This is a genomic window from Acinetobacter sp. V116_7 (assembly GCF_056735735.1).
In genome coordinates, this window is the sequence record NZ_JBWZIF010000012.1 from 259082 (window position 1) to 275961 (window position 16880).

13 protein-coding genes are annotated in these 16880 nt (G+C 39.3%); 7 read left to right on the forward strand and 6 right to left on the reverse strand.

Annotated features, from left to right (window positions below; all coding sequences use genetic code 11):
* Nucleotides 1-65 precede the first annotated feature (65 nt).
* The 4 genes from AC1PJP_RS03860 (at nucleotide 66) to AC1PJP_RS03875 (ending at nucleotide 6119) form a co-directional block, all read left to right on the forward strand.
* Nucleotides 66-689: a TetR/AcrR family transcriptional regulator gene (locus AC1PJP_RS03860; RefSeq protein ID WP_192836116.1), complete on the forward strand. Its 624-nt coding sequence runs from the start codon at nucleotides 66-68 to the stop codon at nucleotides 687-689.
* 170 nt (nucleotides 690-859) lie between these two features.
* Nucleotides 860-3544, forward strand: coding sequence for a phosphoenolpyruvate carboxylase (gene ppc, locus AC1PJP_RS03865; protein WP_192836115.1), 2685 nt, complete (start codon nucleotides 860-862; stop codon nucleotides 3542-3544).
* Nucleotides 3545-3841: 297 nt separating this feature from the next.
* A complete protein-coding gene (locus AC1PJP_RS03870; protein WP_004790247.1) occupies nucleotides 3842-5137 on the forward strand; it encodes a solute carrier family 23 protein in 1296 nt (431 codons plus the stop codon).
* Between the two features lie 79 nt (nucleotides 5138-5216).
* Complete coding sequence (locus AC1PJP_RS03875; protein WP_151828093.1) at nucleotides 5217-6119, forward strand: LysR family transcriptional regulator; 903 nt, start codon at nucleotides 5217-5219, stop codon at nucleotides 6117-6119.
* Here the strand turns inward: AC1PJP_RS03875 and AC1PJP_RS03880 are convergent.
* From AC1PJP_RS03880 to ilvD, 3 genes are all read right to left on the reverse strand, one after another.
* The gene (locus AC1PJP_RS03880; RefSeq protein ID WP_318652043.1) at nucleotides 6116-6847 is read right to left on the reverse strand and encodes a sulfite exporter TauE/SafE family protein; all 732 of its coding nucleotides are present in this window, start codon (nucleotides 6845-6847) and stop codon (nucleotides 6116-6118) included. The genes AC1PJP_RS03875 and AC1PJP_RS03880 overlap by 4 nt on opposite strands.
* 79 nt (nucleotides 6848-6926) lie before the next feature.
* Complete coding sequence (locus tag AC1PJP_RS03885; protein WP_144732382.1) at nucleotides 6927-8216, reverse strand: hypothetical protein; 1290 nt, start codon at nucleotides 8214-8216, stop codon at nucleotides 6927-6929.
* A gap of 320 nt (nucleotides 8217-8536) precedes the next feature.
* Nucleotides 8537-10366 carry a dihydroxy-acid dehydratase gene (gene ilvD / locus AC1PJP_RS03890; protein ID WP_034590616.1) on the reverse strand — a complete coding sequence of 610 codons (1830 nt, stop codon included), beginning with the start codon at nucleotides 10364-10366 and terminating at the stop codon, nucleotides 8537-8539.
* Between the two features lie 348 nt (nucleotides 10367-10714).
* On the opposite strand from ilvD, the gene fmt reads away from it, so the two are divergent.
* Both fmt and rsmB read left to right on the forward strand, forming a co-directional pair.
* Nucleotides 10715-11677 carry a methionyl-tRNA formyltransferase gene (gene fmt, locus AC1PJP_RS03895; RefSeq protein WP_192454695.1) on the forward strand — a complete coding sequence of 321 codons (963 nt, stop codon included), beginning with the start codon at nucleotides 10715-10717 and terminating at the stop codon, nucleotides 11675-11677.
* Nucleotides 11674-12978: a 16S rRNA (cytosine(967)-C(5))-methyltransferase RsmB gene (rsmB, locus tag AC1PJP_RS03900; protein ID WP_192454696.1), complete on the forward strand. Its 1305-nt coding sequence runs from the start codon at nucleotides 11674-11676 to the stop codon at nucleotides 12976-12978. The genes fmt and rsmB overlap by 4 nt, the downstream gene beginning before the upstream one ends.
* Before the next feature lie 39 nt (nucleotides 12979-13017).
* On the opposite strand, the gene AC1PJP_RS03905 is transcribed toward rsmB, so the two are convergent.
* Entirely contained in the window at nucleotides 13018-13161 is a 144-nt protein-coding gene (locus AC1PJP_RS03905; protein WP_004790262.1) for a methionine/alanine import family NSS transporter small subunit, read from the reverse strand.
* 12 nt (nucleotides 13162-13173) lie between these two features.
* Nucleotides 13174-14652, reverse strand: a complete 1479-nt coding sequence (locus AC1PJP_RS03910; RefSeq protein WP_005300319.1) for a sodium-dependent transporter — start codon at nucleotides 14650-14652, stop codon at nucleotides 13174-13176.
* A 641-nt stretch (nucleotides 14653-15293) separates the two neighbouring features.
* On the opposite strand from AC1PJP_RS03910, the gene AC1PJP_RS03915 reads away from it, so the two are divergent.
* Nucleotides 15294-15995 carry a TIGR04219 family outer membrane beta-barrel protein gene (locus tag AC1PJP_RS03915; protein ID WP_081399233.1) on the forward strand — a complete coding sequence of 234 codons (702 nt, stop codon included), beginning with the start codon at nucleotides 15294-15296 and terminating at the stop codon, nucleotides 15993-15995.
* A 64-nt stretch (nucleotides 15996-16059) separates the two neighbouring features.
* On the opposite strand, the gene AC1PJP_RS03920 is transcribed toward AC1PJP_RS03915, so the two are convergent.
* Complete coding sequence (locus tag AC1PJP_RS03920) at nucleotides 16060-16656, reverse strand: glutathione S-transferase family protein (protein WP_479766550.1); 597 nt, start codon at nucleotides 16654-16656, stop codon at nucleotides 16060-16062.
* Nucleotides 16657-16880 lie beyond the last annotated feature (224 nt).

Below are 16880 nucleotides of genomic sequence, written 5' to 3' on the forward strand. Positions count from 1 at the left end.
TGGGTACATTAATTAAAGAAAAACTTATAAATTGCTATCTTTTTAAATTTTTATCAGAGGATTTTGTGCAAACAGTTAATCAAAGTGGTCGCCCCAAAGATCTGGAAAAACGTGCTCGTATCTTACAAGCCGCGAAAGCTATTTTTTTAAAATCTGGCTATCACGGTACCAGCATGAACCAGATTGCACAGGAAGCAGGTGTCACTAAACTCACGGTTTATAATCACTTTCAAGACAAAGCGAACCTGTTTATCTGTGCAATTACACAAACTTGTGAAGAGACACTGAATCCTAAACAATTTGAATTAGATGCATCGGTAGACTTTTATCAAGCACTCTTTATTGTCTGTTCAGGCGCTTTGCAGATTATTTATTCACCTGAAGCCTTAAAGCTTGAACATGTATTATTTGAACTCGCAGCAGAACAAAGCCCTTTAGCTGAACAGTTTTTTGATGCATCGCATACTCGACTTCAAAATCAGTTAGCCGCATTCTTCCAAAAAGCAGCTGAATTAGGTTTTATCCAAGCCGATGATCCAATTTATCAAACAGAGCTTCTTTTAACTTTGTTGCTTGGAGTGCGTCACCATAAAGTTCTACTTAGAATTATTGCCGTACCAAATGCAGAAGAGCTAGAACACATTATTAAAGATGCAATTCATTTATTTTTGCTCAAATATCGGAATTAAACCAAAGTCCGATTGCCAAAAGTTGCACTGAGTGCATGTCTACTTTTAAGACGTAATAAGCGAATTAAATGTTATTTTTTAAGCAAAAATTCACATTTTCTTACGCTCAAAGCTTGGAATGTTTGTTAATCGCGCTATATTCGATAAGAATAAGAACAGGAGAAAATAGCATGGTTCAGCAAATCGATGCGCCACTGCGTGAGGATGTCCGTTTACTTGGCAATTTGTTAGGTGAAACCCTAAAACAACATGCAGGACAAGAACTGTTTAATCAGATCGAGCAAATCCGTGCTCTTGCAAAAGGTGCACGTGATGGTCAAGCTGAAGCCGAAAAGCAATTAGAACAATTATTTTTAGAATTGCCCGATGAAGAGCTATTGCCTCTTACCCGTGCCTTTTCTCATTTTTTAAATTTTGCCAATATTGCCGAGCAATACCATGTAGTGCGTAGTCGCAGACAGGCAGAGTTTGATTCGGAGGCTAATTCTCCAAATCCGCTTGTTCACCTATTTCAAAAATTTAAAGATAAAAGTATTTCGACAGAAAAACTATTCCAGCAAATTTGTGATCTTAATATTGAATTGGTACTTACGGCGCACCCAACCGAAGTCAGCCGTCGTACCCTCATTCAAAAATATGATGATATCAACGCTTGCCTTTCACAGCTTGATCAGCAAAAACTTACTCCACGCGAACGACAAAATGCACTTGCCAACTTAAAGCAACAAATTAGTTCGGCATGGCAAACAGATGAAATTCGCCAGCACCGCCCGACCCCTGTTGATGAAGCAAAATGGGGCTTTGCAACCATTGAACAAACACTTTGGAATGCCGTACCTAAATTTATTCGTGAGTTAAATGAGTTGGTTCAAGATAATTGCCAACAAAACTTACCCCTTAACATTGCGCCGGTACGCTTTGCTTCTTGGATGGGCGGAGACCGCGATGGCAACCCAAATGTTACTCACCAAGTTACCCAAGAAGTGCTGTGGTTATCACGCTGGCAAGCTGCTGACCTTTACCTAAGAGATATCGAAAACTTACGTTGGGAGCTTTCAATCCAAACCTGTTCCGAAGAAATGATTCAGGCTATTGGTAACCAACATGCAGAGCCTTATCGTGAATATTTACGTGCTACACGCGAACGCTTAAAAGCGACTCGCCACTGGTTAGCGCAGCGCCTACAAGGCTTAGAGGCAGACGACAGCAATGTTATTAAGAGCAAAGACGAACTCTTACAGCCTTTATTGCTGTGCTATCGCTCGTTAATCGACAGCAACTTGCCTGAAATTGCGAATGGTCAACTTCTCGACTTTATTTACCGTGTGAACTGTTTTGGTATTGAACTACTTAAACTCGACATTCGCCAAGAATCAGGTCGTCATCGCCAAGCGATTTCAGCAATTACCGAATATCTAGGTTTAGGTAATTTTGAATCGTGGACTGAACAAGCACGCCAAAACTTCCTGATTCAGGAATTACAAAGCAAGCGCCCACTTTTACCGAAATATATTAATGAACCTGAAGGCAGTTTGATTGGGCACCCAGATGTCCAAGAAGTATTTGCAACCATGCGTACTTTGGCTGACCAACCGCCTGAATCTTTAGGGGCTTATATTATTTCGATGGCTGAATATCCAAGTGATGTTTTAGCGGTGTTGTTATTGCAAAAAGAAGCAGGTATTCAGCACCCTTTACGTGTAGTTCCTCTATTTGAAACTTTAAAAGATTTAGATGGCGCTGCAACAACCATGAATACGCTGTTCAATATGCATTGGTATAAGCAGCACATTCAGGGTAAACACGAAGTGATGATCGGTTACTCCGACTCTGCAAAAGATGCTGGTTTCATGTCAGCTAACTGGGCGCAATATCGTGCTCAAGAAGAGCTAACTGCAATTGCTCAAAAACACGGTGTACAGTTGACGTTGTTCCACGGCCGCGGTGGCTCAATTAGTCGTGGTGGTGCTCCAACACAGCAGGCACTATTTTCACAACCCCCGGGTTCGATCTCTGGTGCAATCCGTGTCACAGAACAAGGTGAAATGATTCGCTTCAAGTTCGGTTTAGAAGGGATTGCCATGCAAAACCTTGAAATCTATACCGCTGCAACTCTCGAAGCGACCTTATTACCACCACCAGAACCTAAAGCCGAGTGGCGTGAAATCATGAACCGTATGACAGATCACTCCGTTAAGGTTTATCGCCAGACAGTGCGTGAAAATCCACATTTTGTGAAGTATTTACGGACCGTTACGCCTGAACTTGAATTACAAATGTTGCCATTAGGCTCACGTCCAGCAAAACGTAAAGTGAGTGGTGGTATTGAGTCTTTACGTGCAATTCCATGGGTATTTGCATGGACTCAAATCCGTTTGATGCTACCTGCATGGCTAGGTACTGGTGCTGCCATTAATGAAGTGATTGCCGATCAGCAAAAAGCAACGCTTGATGAAATGCTCCAGCAATGGCCTTATTTCCAGACGCTTATTGATATGTTGGAAATGGTATTGTCTAAATCTGATGCCAACATTGCACTCTATTACGAGTCTCATTTGACTGAAGATGAAGATTTAAAAGTGCTCGGCAATCAATTACGTCAGCGCCTAAAAGATGCTGTTGAAACACTCCTTAAATTAAAAGATGAATCAAAGCTTCTTAGCAATAACGAAGTTCTTGATCAATCAATGCAAGTTCGTAAACCGTACTTACTTCCTTTGCATCTTTTGCAGGCTGAACTCATGAAACGCCGCCGTGATTATCTTGCTGAGCGTCAGGCAGAGAACACACCTGTTGACCATGCACTTATGGTGAGTATTGCGGGTATTGCTGCGGGTTTACGTAATACGGGCTAAGCTAATTTTACCAATTGTTTAACAAGGCAGTGCATCTTGATGTGCTGCTTTTTACTTGCAAAATTCTCTATTTTTCTTAAATTTTCCTCGATTTTCTATTTTTTTGAATATTTTTTTAAAATCAAAAAATTAGGCTTTATGAGAAAAAAATAACTAATTCCTTATATTTAGAATTCATAAAATTATACCAATCGTTAAAAAACAATTACTTTTCACTAACATACTTCTCTCTAGAGATTAAATGCACTCTCAAGAAAGAGTATCATGGCACCAATTAAAGAATAATGAGCTTATTTTATGTCCAATTGGTTTCCAAAATGGCAGCCTTACCAAGGTGATATTGACCACCGACCGGTCTCTACCAACGAATATCTCCCCCCTGTTCAGAGTGCTATTTTAGGTATTCAACATGCGTTTGCCATGTTTGGAGCAACGGTTTTAGCACCATTACTCATGGGCTTTAATCCTAACCTTGCCATTTTAATGTCTGGTATCTGTACCATCTTGTTCTTTTTAATTACGGGTGGCCGTGTTCCCAGTTACTTAGGCTCAAGTTTTGCATTTATTGGTGTGGTTGCAGCAGCAACGGGACATATTACAGGTTCAGGTGCAAATCCAAACCTTTCGATGGCTTTAGGCGGAATCGTAGCATGTGGTGTGTTTTATGCCATTATCGGTTTTATTGTGATGCTTACGGGTACACGCTGGATTGAAAAACTCATGCCGCCTGTGGTGACTGGCGCCATTGTGATGATTATTGGTCTAAACCTCGCACCCGTTACCATTAAAGGTGTTGCAGGCCAACCATTTGAAATGTGGATGGCTTTAATTACCGTACTTTGTATGGGTAGTATTGCAGTCTTTACTCGTGGCTTATTGCAACGTCTGCTTCTATTGGTCGGTTTAATTTTGGCGTATGCAATTTATGCCATCACCACCAATGGGCTAGGTTTTGGTAAACCAATCGATTTTAGTCAAATCTCACAGGCTGCATGGTTCGGTATCCCAAGCTTTTCACATCCTACTTTTGATACCAAAGCAATGCTAATTATTGCGCCAGTTGCGCTTATTTTAGTAGCAGAAAACCTAGGTCATATTAAAGCTGTTGGTGCAATGACTGGTGAAAACCTGACGCCGCAATTAGGCAAAGCATTTGTTGCAGATGGTTTAGCAACAACGCTTTCTGGTAGTGTTGGCGCACCGGGGATGACCACTTACGGCGAAAACATTGGAGTCATGGCAGTCACTCGTGTCTACTCAACCATTGTTTTTGTGATTGCTGGTGTCTTCGCCATTTTCTTGGGTTTATCTCCAAAATTTGGTGCGGTAATTAGTACGATTCCAAGTGCTGTTTTAACAGGTGCATCTATTGTTGTGTTTGGTTTAATTACCATTGCTGGTGCAAAAATCTGGATTGAAAACAAAGTTGATTTTTCTAATAATAAAAACCTGATTGTTGCTTCTGTAACAATTATTTTAGGTGCCGGAAATTTTGAATTAATGTTTGGTAATTTCAATTTAGGGGGCATTGGTACAGCAACATTTGCGGCCATTATTCTAAATTGGTTGTTTAGTTTAAAAGATAAAACCTAAATTCAAAAAGGCAGCGTAAGCTGCCTTTTTTCATTACGATTTAGTATGATGAATTTTTGCGTTTCAATACGTTCCTATCATGCGTTTTGATTTTTTTGATTTACAGTTAGTTCTTCATATTGTCTCGACTGGTAGCCTAACTAAAGGTGCTGATCGCTCTGCTATTTCACTTCAAGCAGCGAGCGAGCGTATAAAAAAACTCGAACAGTATTTTGAGACACCCTTATTTGTTCGCCAAACCACTGGGGTAGAACTCACCACAGCTGGACATGCTTTTGTAGAACATGCCCGTCAGCTTTTAGTACAAAAAGATCAACTTGAACAAGAAATGCAGCGGTTTAGGCACCCTACCACAGAGGCATTAACACTTTGGTGTAACTCTTCTGCCCAAAGCGAATATTTGCCTACGTTATTACCGCAATATCTGGTGCTTCATCCAGAAATGAATATTGATTTGCATGAGGCAGAAAGCTCAGAAATTGTAGATGCATTAACCCAAGGAATTGCGAGTCTAGGCCTAGTCTCAAGCTTTTTCGATACCCGACATTTGCAAACTAAAGAATTTGCGAGTGATCCGTTAGTTCTGATTTGCCCTACTACTCACAATTTAGCTCAATACCGAGAGCTGAATTTGGTAGATGCTCTAAGTTATGGCTTTATTGGCCTTAAAGCCCATCACTCTTTGCAACAGTCTATCGAGACCCAAGCTAAGCTATTAGGCTTTAACATACAGTACCGTTTGCGCTTACCTAACTTTGGCGCAATTGCTGAGGTAGTCGCCAAAGGCGTGGGAATCGCGATTATGCCAGCTCGTGCTGCACAGCGTTTGCAATCAGATTATGATTTTCATTCGATCCAACTGCTAGGTGCATGGGCAAATCGTAAACTGCTTTTAGCCACACAAAACTTCAACCAGCTGCCTAGCAGTTACCAACAGTTTGCAGATTTTTTATTGCAGCATCGTCCTGAAAAAACGGCTTAATGCAAAATCATATAAAGCCCTAATGACACCAAACCTATAAAAAAGATACGACGAAATAACTGCTCGTTGAGTCGATAGCGAATTTTTTTACCTAACCACATTCCAACGAGTGCAGCCATCAACGCAGCAAAAGATAACCGATAATCCAGTGTTACTCCCGACATCGGGTTGTGGTGTAAAAACACCGCAAGACAAATGGTAGACACCGTAAATGTTAGTCCCAAAGCCTGAACCAGCTCGTCACGTTTTAAATGCAAAGACTGCAAATAAGGAACAATCGGAATAATAATAACGCCTGTGGCTACGGTGACTGCTCCACCAATATATCCAATGATCGGCGATAGCCAACGCTCATGCTTCCCTAAGTGTGGGAGCTTCTTCACGCATAGTCCATAAAGCCCATATAAGGCCAACATACAGCCCAATAAAATCTCACTACTGTGCCCATGACTTTGACTTAAAGTCGGTAGAAAACTCCATATTGAACCGACCACAATGCCTACGAGTAAGGTCCAGAAACGGCGAATAAAAGCCCAGACATGTCCTTCAGCAAAAAGCTGCCAAACATTGGTGACCATTGAAGGAACAATGAGTAAAGAGGCTGCTTGAAAAGGACTCATTGCGATGGTGAGTAAGCCCATCGATACTGCGGGCAACCCTAAACCGATCATGCCTTTAATCATGCCAGCAAAGGCAAACACCATCATAATAATTACTAAAAAAGTCACTGTTTATCTCCGATTCCCTACATGGTTATGCTACGGAAAAAAAACAGGTTTGCCCTATTCTTGTTTTTAGGAGTAGGCCTCAATTAGAAGTTGAGGCCGTTTTGTATTTTTCTTCTAAAACATTACTAAAAATACTTTCAATCATCCAAACGCGGTACAAGCTATTAAATACATAACTTTGCCCATCAATACGTAACTCTAGAACTGGCAAATCAGGCTGATGCTTATCTTTGCAAAAAGCATCATTTTGTGCCAAAACAGCTGGCACATCCTGCTCGGTTAACTGCTCAATTCCCAGCTGATGCTGTAATTCTTGGAAATGCTTTTGGAAAGATAAATCTTTGCCTTTTGTCCAAACGGCCTGCAAGATCGTAAAAATCGTATCGATTTGCTGATTTTCCTGCACACTATAGAAAAGCTTTGCCATTTCAAGCGCACTTTCTTCGGTAGGGCGGCAAAAAGGAGTAAAAGCGACATCTGTTCGTTTAGAAACACGTGTTGCCAAACTCCAATCAAACCAGTCTCGGCCTTGGTAGCTTAAAGGGTAAACTTTTAATTGAATATCATAATAATCAGCCAGTTCTTCCTTAATATAAGCAAGCAAAAGCCAACTCATTGGATCTTCTAAGGCAATATATAAATCAAGTTCAGGATGAAGTGTCTGAATTTCGGTAAGTGCTTCAGCATCATTAATTAAATGCTCACGCCATTCGATATGATTAATTAAAAAAATCGGATTGCCAGTCAGTAACTTTTGCTGTTTTAGACGACGAGTTAAACGCAATAAATCATCTACTGCATGATATTTACGCCCACCAAATTCAAAGTAAGCTGCCGGTACAGGCTCATCCGTAAAAATACGTTCTGAAAAATGTTGAGGAAGCTGATGTTTAACTGCCATGGCATGTAAAGTACGCAGCTTTCCGTATTGCTGCTGCCAAAGCATGTGAAAAATATCTTCAAGTAAATGTAAGAAATTCTGACCTTGTAATGGGGTTCTTTTTAATATGACGGCGGCTTGTTTTAAAGATTCTTGGCTTGGGATTTCTGGAAATTCATCAAAAGCAAAACGATGTTGTTTAGCTAATATTTTGGCATCATTCAAACAATAATTTTGCCACTCTTCATGCGACATACCATTCGGAGGTTCAGAAGCAGTATGGGAAATAATAATTTTTAAGGGCTTAAGTTCATCACTTAAAATCTCATCGAGCTGAGATAGTTGCTGAACAGCTAAATAGCTATACACATCATCAAGTCGTAAATAAATACTTAAACCATTTTCCGTGGGTAACACCGCTTGACGTGAAGGTTTTTGGTAAAACCAACTCGATCGGATAGGGTCAAACCAACGGCGTAGCAGTGACATGAGAGTAGAGCCTCTAAAAAATAAATCCTAAGCAAGACCAAAAAACTGCTTTGATCGCAGTACAAAGTACCGCAGAAACTTCATATACAAAATGCTGAAGAGCTCTGCTTACGCAGAACAAAGTTCATGTTATTGCACGTATTCCTGCATCGGTGAAGATTTTATCATCATTTTATAGCAAACCCATAGAATGACTTTCAACACCCTCATCTACAAGCCTATTTTTTCGAACAGATGTAAAAAATGCACCCATCAGCATGATAATAATTCATCGTGCAAATGGATGCATAGTTTCTATTCAATTAATAAAATTGAATATTTTATAGAACGCGTACAGCTCCTTTCGCTGCACTTGTTGTATGCATTGCATAAACTTTTAACGCTTTTGATACCTTACGTTTACGTTCTTCTTTCGGATGCCAGCCTTTCGCTTCTTGAACTGTACGACGGTGCGCCATAGTCGCATCATCAACATTTAAGTGAATGGTACGATTTGGAATATCGATTTCAATGGTATCGCCATCTTCTACCAAACCAATTGCACCACCTTCAGCCGCTTCTGGCGAAACATGTCCAATTGAAAGACCTGATGAACCGCCAGAGAAACGGCCATCTGTTACTAATGCACAGTCTTTTCCTAAACCTTTCGATTTAAGGTAGCTGGTTGGGTAAAGCATTTCTTGCATACCCGGACCACCACGTGGACCTTCGTAACGAATAACAACAACATCACCAGCTTTAATATCATGACCCAAGATTGCATCTACAGCAGCATCTTGGCTCTCAAATACACGCGCTGTGCCCGTAAATTTCAAGATCGATTCATCTACACCCGCAGTTTTTACAATACAACCATCAAGCGCGATGTTGCCGTACAGCACTGCTAAACCACCATCTTTCGAGAATGCATGTTCTGCATTACGAATAACACCTTTTTCACGATCGCCATCTAAAGTTGCATAGTAGCGATTTTGAGAGAACGCAACTTGAGTTGGAACCCCACCCGGAGATGAGCGATAGAACTCATATACATCTGCATCTTCAGTACGAATAATATCCCACTTATCTAATGCATCTTTTAAAGTTTTCTCGTGTACAGTCGGTACAGATACATCAAGTAACTTCGCACGGTCAAGCTCACCCAAAATGGCCATAATGCCACCCGCACGGTGTACATCTTCCATGTGAACGTCTTGTTTTGCAGGCGCTACTTTAGACAATACAGGAACTCGACGTGACAACTCGTCAATGTCGTCCATTGTAAAATCAACTTCTGCTTCACTTGCCGCGGCCAATAAATGCAGAACCGTATTGGTTGAACCACCCATTGCAATATCAAGGGTCATCGCATTTTTAAACGCAGCCTTGGTTGCAATTGAACGAGGTAAAATACTTGCATCTTCTTGTTCGTAATAGCGCTTAGCCAATTCAACAATAAGTTGGCCTGCTTTTAAGAATAGTTTTTTGCGATTTGCATGTGTCGCAACAATCGAACCATTACCCGGTAAAGATAGACCTAAAGCTTCGGTTAAACAGTTCATTGAGTTTGCAGTAAACATACCTGAACATGAACCACATGTTGGACATGCTGAACGTTCAAATTCTTCAACTTCTTCATCTGTATAACTTTCATCAGCCGCAACAACCATTGCATCAACAAGGTCAATCGCTTTTTCATTACCACGGAACTTGACCTTGCCCGCTTCCATTGGTCCGCCAGACACAAAAACAACTGGAATATTCAGGCGCATCGCAGCCATGAGCATTCCCGGAGTAATTTTGTCACAGTTAGAAATACATACCATTGCATCGGCGCAATGTGCATTCACCATGTATTCAACTGAGTCAGCAATCAAATCACGTGATGGTAATGAATAAAGCATGCCGTCATGCCCCATCGCGATCCCATCATCTACTGCAATCGTATTAAACTCTTTAGCAACACCACCTGCCGCTTGAATTTCTGCTGCGACTAGTTGCCCTAAATCTTTAAGATGTACATGGCCCGGAACAAATTGAGTAAATGAATTGACCACCGCAATAATCGGTTTGCCGAAATCCTCATCTTTCATTCCTGTTGCACGCCATAAGCCACGTGCGCCAGCCATATTTCTTCCGTGTGTCGATGTTTTTGAACGATAGTCAGGCATTAGTGTTTCCAACAAGTTGTGCTTGAGCGGAATTTCTCCCACTCTGGCTGAATGATACTGATATAGCGTTAGATCAGTCGGAATATTGACTCATCATCATAATTTGATCATTCTCCATTCTATAGAAGCAAATAATATTCGGAAAGCCAAGAACAGTAATAGTCAGTCAATATTTAGCAAAACTTACATGAATAATTTTTTATTTTTTCATAACCTTTTTTTATCAATAAAATTTTTTGAATAATTTTTTGTTCACTATTTAAAAATCAAATCTCTCAATAGCCATGAGTTTAGGGCTTCAAACGTTTTTCACGTATACTACCCATAAACTCTTTTTGGATTGCATTTGTGAAAATTATTTTTGCTGGCACCCCCGAATTTGCTGCAACAGCATTGGCGGCATTATTAAAAACTTCCCATGAAATTATCGCCGTTTACACCCAGCCAGATCGTAAAGCAGGCCGTGGACAAAAACTAACGCCATCTCCTGTAAAACAGCTTGCGCTTGAACATGGTATCCCTGTTTATCAACCACTTCACTTTAAAGCATCTACAGAAGAAGGGCTCGCAGCCCAACAAGAACTTGCAACTTTAGGTGCCGATGTGATGGTCGTTGCAGCCTATGGCTTGATTCTTCCACAAGCTGTGCTCGATACACCTAAATATGGCTGTTTAAATATTCACGGTTCACTATTACCACGTTGGCGCGGTGCAGCACCAATTCAGCGTGCAATTGCAACGGGTGATAAAGAAACCGGAATCACAATCATGCAAATGGCTGCTGGTTTAGATACAGGCGATATGATGTATAAAACCTACTGTCCAATCACAGCCGAAGATACATCAGCGACTTTACATGACAAACTCGCAGCTCAAGGTGCGGAAGCAATTTGTGACGTACTTGAGTCAGAAGAAACACTACAAAAATATTTGGCAGAACGCGAAGTCCAAGACGAAAGCCTAACTGTCTATGCACACAAATTGGTGAAATCAGAAGCTCGTATTGACTGGTCAAATGATGCTGTTCAACTTGACCGAAATATTCGTGCGTTCAACCCTTGGCCAGTCGCTTTTGTTCAACTCGATGAAAATAATGCACTGCGTGTTTGGAACTCTTTAGTTTCTAGCCAAAGCAAAGCAGATGCCCAAGCTGGTGAAATTATTGCAATTGATAAACAAGGCGTGCATGTTGCTTGCGGTGAAAATACATTTGTTTGTTTGACGAGTGTACAGTGGCCGGGTGGTAAGGCATTAAATGCTCAACAAATAGCGCAAACTCAAAAACTTCACGTAGGACAGATTCTGCCATGAGTCAGGTTAATTCAAATTCATCACGTTTTAACCTACGTGCTCAAGTCGTCCAAACGTTACTAAAAGTTCAGCAAGGGCAATCACTTGCTAGTATTTTAAATACACAGCTGAATCAAGTCGCAGAGCGTGATCGCGCACTATTTCATGAACTTGTTCTAGGTACGCTACGCCAATGGTTTGCTCTTAAATCAATTAGCCTACCTTTACTCAGTAAACCTTTAAATAATGAAACTGTTGAAACCTGTCTGTATGTTGGGCTTTATCAAGTTTTATGCACGCGTATTGCAGCGCACGCTGCCATATCAGAAACAGTAGATGCCACCAAACAGCTTGGATTTCCTGCGCTCGGCGGTATTGTGAATGCTATTTTGCGCCGAGCAACTCGTGAGACTGATGATTTTCAGCAAGGTTTAAAGCAAGCGCATGGCTTACCAAGTTGGCTTTTCAAAAGGTTAAAAAAGGATTGGGGGGAACAAACTGAATCTCTTTGTCAATCATTAAAACAAGTCGCACCTTTAACCTTGCGAGTTAACCAGCGTCATATTGGTCGTGATGCTTATTTAGCAAAATTACAAAGTCTAGATATTCAGGCCCGTGCTTGTACTCTGTCTGAAGCAGGTATTGTTCTTGAACAATCTGTACAAATTACCCAGCTACCCGGCTTTGAAGAGGGATGGCTTTCTGTACAAGATGAACATGCTCAACTATGTGCAACATTATTGCCAGATCTAAATAATAAAACAGTAATTGATGCCTGTGCAGCTCCCGGTGGAAAAACAGCTCATTTACTCGAAAAGTTTAAACCGACTAAACTCATTGCTATTGACCAGGATTCGAATCGTTTAATCCGTGTAACTGAAAATTTAAACCGCTTAGCACTTGATCAAAGTCAAACAGAAATTTTGGCAGCCGATGCAACCCAATGGGTTCCCGCAGAACCAGTAGATTGTATCTTGCTTGATGCACCTTGCTCCGCTACAGGCGTTATTCGTCGTCATCCTGACATACGCCTATTGCGCCAATCTAGCGATATAACTCAAACGATTGAACTGCAAAAGCAGATTTTGGAACACATGTGGCAACAGCTTAATGTTGGAGGCACATTGCTCTATATTACCTGTTCAGTTTTAAAAGCTGAAAATGAACAGCAGATGATAAATTTCTTTGCAGAACATACTGATGCAAAAGAAATTAAGATTGAAGCGAATTGGGGACTTGAACAAATTCATGGCCGACAATTATTACCACAAGCGCAGTCTGGCGACGGATTTTATTATTGTAAAATTCAAAAAATTGCATAAAAAAAGCAGGCTTTAAGCCTGCTTTTTATTTGATCAGCATCAAAGCGTATGCTGATCTTTTACATCTTCTAAAACGTCATCTAACTCTTCAGGATGTTTCGATAAATGTAGAATGGATAAAGCCAACCCACCCCATAAAAACACCATCGAAATCACCATCATCACGATTGCCGAAGTATTCATTATTTTATCCTCCTAGCGATCTTTCATTTTGCTTAGCACGATTGCAACGACCGCACAGAAAATCACACTGCCCCAGCCGAATACACCTTGTAAGCTCATACTATAAGTATCATAGCCATTTTTGATCAAATTAAAAACAGTCATACAGAGTGTCGTTAACAAGATTAAAGATGTAATAACCGTTAAAGTGAAATCCCACCCCTTACCCACTTGAATGGTTGAGATACGATTTATATGGTCACTAAGTTCTTTAAGAGCTGAACGTTTAAACCAAGCTACGCTAATAATTGATATTAATGCGCCACCGATAATACCGATGTTATTAATAAAGTGATCAACAATATCAACCAGCTTAATTGCATTTACACTTGAGAATAAAATAATTGATACAAGTGCACTACCACCACCAATAATCGTTACAGCTTTTTTACGGCCCCATTTCAACTTATCTTGCATTGCTGCAATAGGCACTTCCAAAATACTGACCATCGAAGAAATACCTGCGACGAAAAGTGAAGAGAAGAATAAAAGACCAAATAAATCAGCCCCAGCGCCTAAGCTTGAAATAATTTTAGGGAATGCGATAAATGCTAATCCAATACCGCCACTCACGACATCTTTAACATCAGTACCTGCTGCATGTGCCATAAAACCAAGAGCAGCAAAAATACCAATCCCTGCCAAAATCTCAGTTGATGCATTTGCAAAACCAACGATTAAGCCAGAGCCAGTTAAATTCGTTTTTGGTTTTAAATAAGATGCATAGGTAACCATGATCCCGAAACCAACAGATAATGAAAAGAAAGTATGACCATATGCGGCTAACCATACTTTATAGTCCATCATTGCTGACCAGTTTGGCGTAAAGAATGCATTTAAACCTTGAACTGCACCAGGTAAACGCAATGACTGAATCACCAAAATAGTAAATAGAATGAATAATAATGGCATGAAAATTTTATTGGATAATTCCACACCCTTTTTCACCCCACCATAAAGAATGATTAAAGTAAGTGCCCAAATTCCAACAATCGGCCAGAATAAATGACTTACAAACTGTAAATCAAAACCAGTCGCTTTTGAGGTTTGTAAATAGGTATTAAAGAAGAAGCCTTCCGGATCACTTCCCCACATTTGACCAATAGAGAAGTAAACGTAACTACCTGCCCATGTCAAAACGCTCGCATAATACAAACCAATAATGATACAGACACAAACTTGCCACCAACCTAATGTTTCTCCACCTTTAAATAAGGCCCGATATGCTTTTGGAGGTGAACCAGTACTACGATGACCAACCGCATAATCTAAAAATAGTAACGGTAAACCAGCAGTAATGAGTGCCAATAGATAAGGAATAAGAAACGCACCACCACCATTTTCATAAGCAACGTATGGAAAGCGCCAAATATTACCTAAGCCTACAGCCGAACCAACGGCTGCAATAATAAAACCAGATCGTGACGTCCAGTTTTCACGAGAATCTGTCATAAAACACCTAATGTTAAAAGATTGCTTATTTTTACTGCTATTGTTGATTGTTATTCCGCATGCAAAAAAAGAACCAAAGAATACTTTTGTGTTTGATTGAGAATAAAAGGCACCTTGTGAGTATTTTTATTTTCATTTCAAACAAGCAAAAATAGAAAATTCTTCCTTAAAGATTTTTGTCCATTTTTTGCCCCTATATAGCTGAACAATACCTGTTTTTATTTCTTTTTACTGTAATTTCCATCAGAAATTTTACGAATTTTTTAAGTTTTTTTCACAATTGGTTATTTTTCAGCTAATCTTTGCGTTTAAATCAAATAGTCAGACAATATTGTTCAATGACATTTTCTTCCAAATCTTAAAAAGATCTATTTAATTACTCGACTTATCCATTAATTTCTTCCTTAATTTCCAATTAAAATGTGATAATACCCTTTTTTTAGATGACAAAATTTATACTAAAATCTGTAGAGGACTAATGTCATCCAAATGAAAAATTTAAATATTAATTATTTGAAATGATTAATATTTTATCTAGCTTAGAAAAATTATTAATAATATATGCTTTAGACTCATATTTTTTATCAATGCATCTGTAGCAAGATGTCTATATGATGCGCTCAAAGATTTCTTTTATGCGGATGTTCAAAGTGAAAATATTAAAAATATCTTTATTAACGCTCGGGATGGGCTTAAGTGGCCTTGCTCAAGCAGATTTTGTTGGAGTAAAGGGAGATGTCGGCTACTGGTTTTACGATGGTAAAGCGAATATGTCTTCTCAATTTCCTGATGATCAAGATCTAGATCAAAAAGGTAGTGCTCAACTCTCATTGGCAATAGAACACCCAATCCCATTTATTCCAAATGCAAAAATACGTTATGTAAATTTAGATACTCAAACTAAATCAGAAACTCTAGGTCAAGCTAACTATAAAGTTGATTTAGATCATAGCGATTTTATTCTCTATTATGAGTTACTAGACAATATTGTGAGTGTAGATGCTGGGCTTGGTGCAACTGTACTAAATGGTGATATTACTGCTTATACAGGTAAACGCGTGGATATTGATAAAACATATCCTATTGCTTATTTATCTGGTGAAGTCAAACTTCCATTTACAGGCTTGAGTGCTAAAGGTGAAGCAACCTACACGAACTTTGATGATGCACGAATCACAGACGCATTAGCAGAAGTAAAATATAAATTTGCAGATAATCTACTTATTGATCTTGGTTTAACAGCAGGGTATCGCGTACTCAATATTGATTTAGATGACTACGATAATAATGATCTTAAATTTGAATTTAAGGGCCCTTATGTCGGTTTAGAAGCCCATTTCTAACTTGGCACGGGTTCGAAACTTCCTTCCTATATAAAAAAAGGACTCTTATAGAGTCCTTTTTTAATTAGCCCATACCTATATAACCTGAATATTTTCGAATTCTTTGGCACCAGGCTTGAATATTTGGATATAGCTCCAAATCAAAACCACCTTCCTCCGCGACATGCGTGTATGCATTTAAGGCAATATCAGCAATAGTTAATTGATTTCCAATAAGATAGTCATACTCTACTAAAGCTTTATCCATAATAGATAGTGCTTTATGACCTTTCGGTTGTAAATTATGATATTCCTCTATTCTTTCTGGTGGTAACCCTAAATATTTATTAATAAAACGAGCAACTGCAATAAATGGTTCATGACTATACTGTTCAAAGAACATCCACTGATACATTTTTGCTTTCGTATAGGAATCTGTAGCAATAAACTCTGTTCCCTCCGCCAGATAGCCTAAAATAGCGTTAGATTCACTTAAAACACGACCATCATCTAGAACCAATACAGGTATTTTTCCATTAGGATTTAGGAATAAAAAATCTGCTGTTTGAGTGTCTTTTTTTAAAATATCAATGTGGACCCATCTATGTTTAATATTTAATAAGGAAAGTAATAGTTTAATCTTATAACAATTGCCCGAACCTACATCACCATAAATTATCATAAATACTTTTCCCTTATTATTCATATTTAAGTATGTAATTTTCTTATTATTTATAGCATGAATCTTTCATAATATTTTCAGTTTTATTTTTTCTCATTTAATTCATGCAATAAAGAAACACCCCGGTTTCTTTCGAGACCGGGGTGTTTAGAATAATGAGCTGGCGATGACTTACTCTCACATGGGAAACCCCACACTACCATCAGCGCTAAGAGGTTTCACTT

Excerpts from the sequence above, each read along its gene's own strand:
- ilvD (WP_034590616.1), bottom strand. The coding sequence starts at position 10,366 with ATGCCTGACTATCGTTCAAAAACATCGACACACGGAAGAAATATGGCT.
- AC1PJP_RS03905 (WP_004790262.1), bottom strand. The coding sequence starts at position 13,161 with ATGAATACTTCGGCAATCGTGATGATGGTGATTTCGATGGTGTTTTTA.
- ppc (WP_192836115.1), top strand. The coding sequence starts at position 860 with ATGGTTCAGCAAATCGATGCGCCACTGCGTGAGGATGTCCGTTTACTT.
- AC1PJP_RS03885 (WP_144732382.1), bottom strand. The coding sequence starts at position 8,216 with ATGTCACTGCTACGCCGTTGGTTTGACCCTATCCGATCGAGTTGGTTT.
- AC1PJP_RS03870 (WP_004790247.1), top strand. The coding sequence starts at position 3,842 with ATGTCCAATTGGTTTCCAAAATGGCAGCCTTACCAAGGTGATATTGAC.
- AC1PJP_RS03915 (WP_081399233.1), top strand. The coding sequence starts at position 15,294 with ATGTTCAAAGTGAAAATATTAAAAATATCTTTATTAACGCTCGGGATG.
- AC1PJP_RS03920 (WP_479766550.1), bottom strand. The coding sequence starts at position 16,656 with ATGATAATTTATGGTGATGTAGGTTCGGGCAATTGTTATAAGATTAAA.
- rsmB (WP_192454696.1), top strand. The coding sequence starts at position 11,674 with ATGAGTCAGGTTAATTCAAATTCATCACGTTTTAACCTACGTGCTCAA.
- AC1PJP_RS03910 (WP_005300319.1), bottom strand. The coding sequence starts at position 14,652 with ATGACAGATTCTCGTGAAAACTGGACGTCACGATCTGGTTTTATTATT.
- AC1PJP_RS03875 (WP_151828093.1), top strand. The coding sequence starts at position 5,217 with ATGCGTTTTGATTTTTTTGATTTACAGTTAGTTCTTCATATTGTCTCG.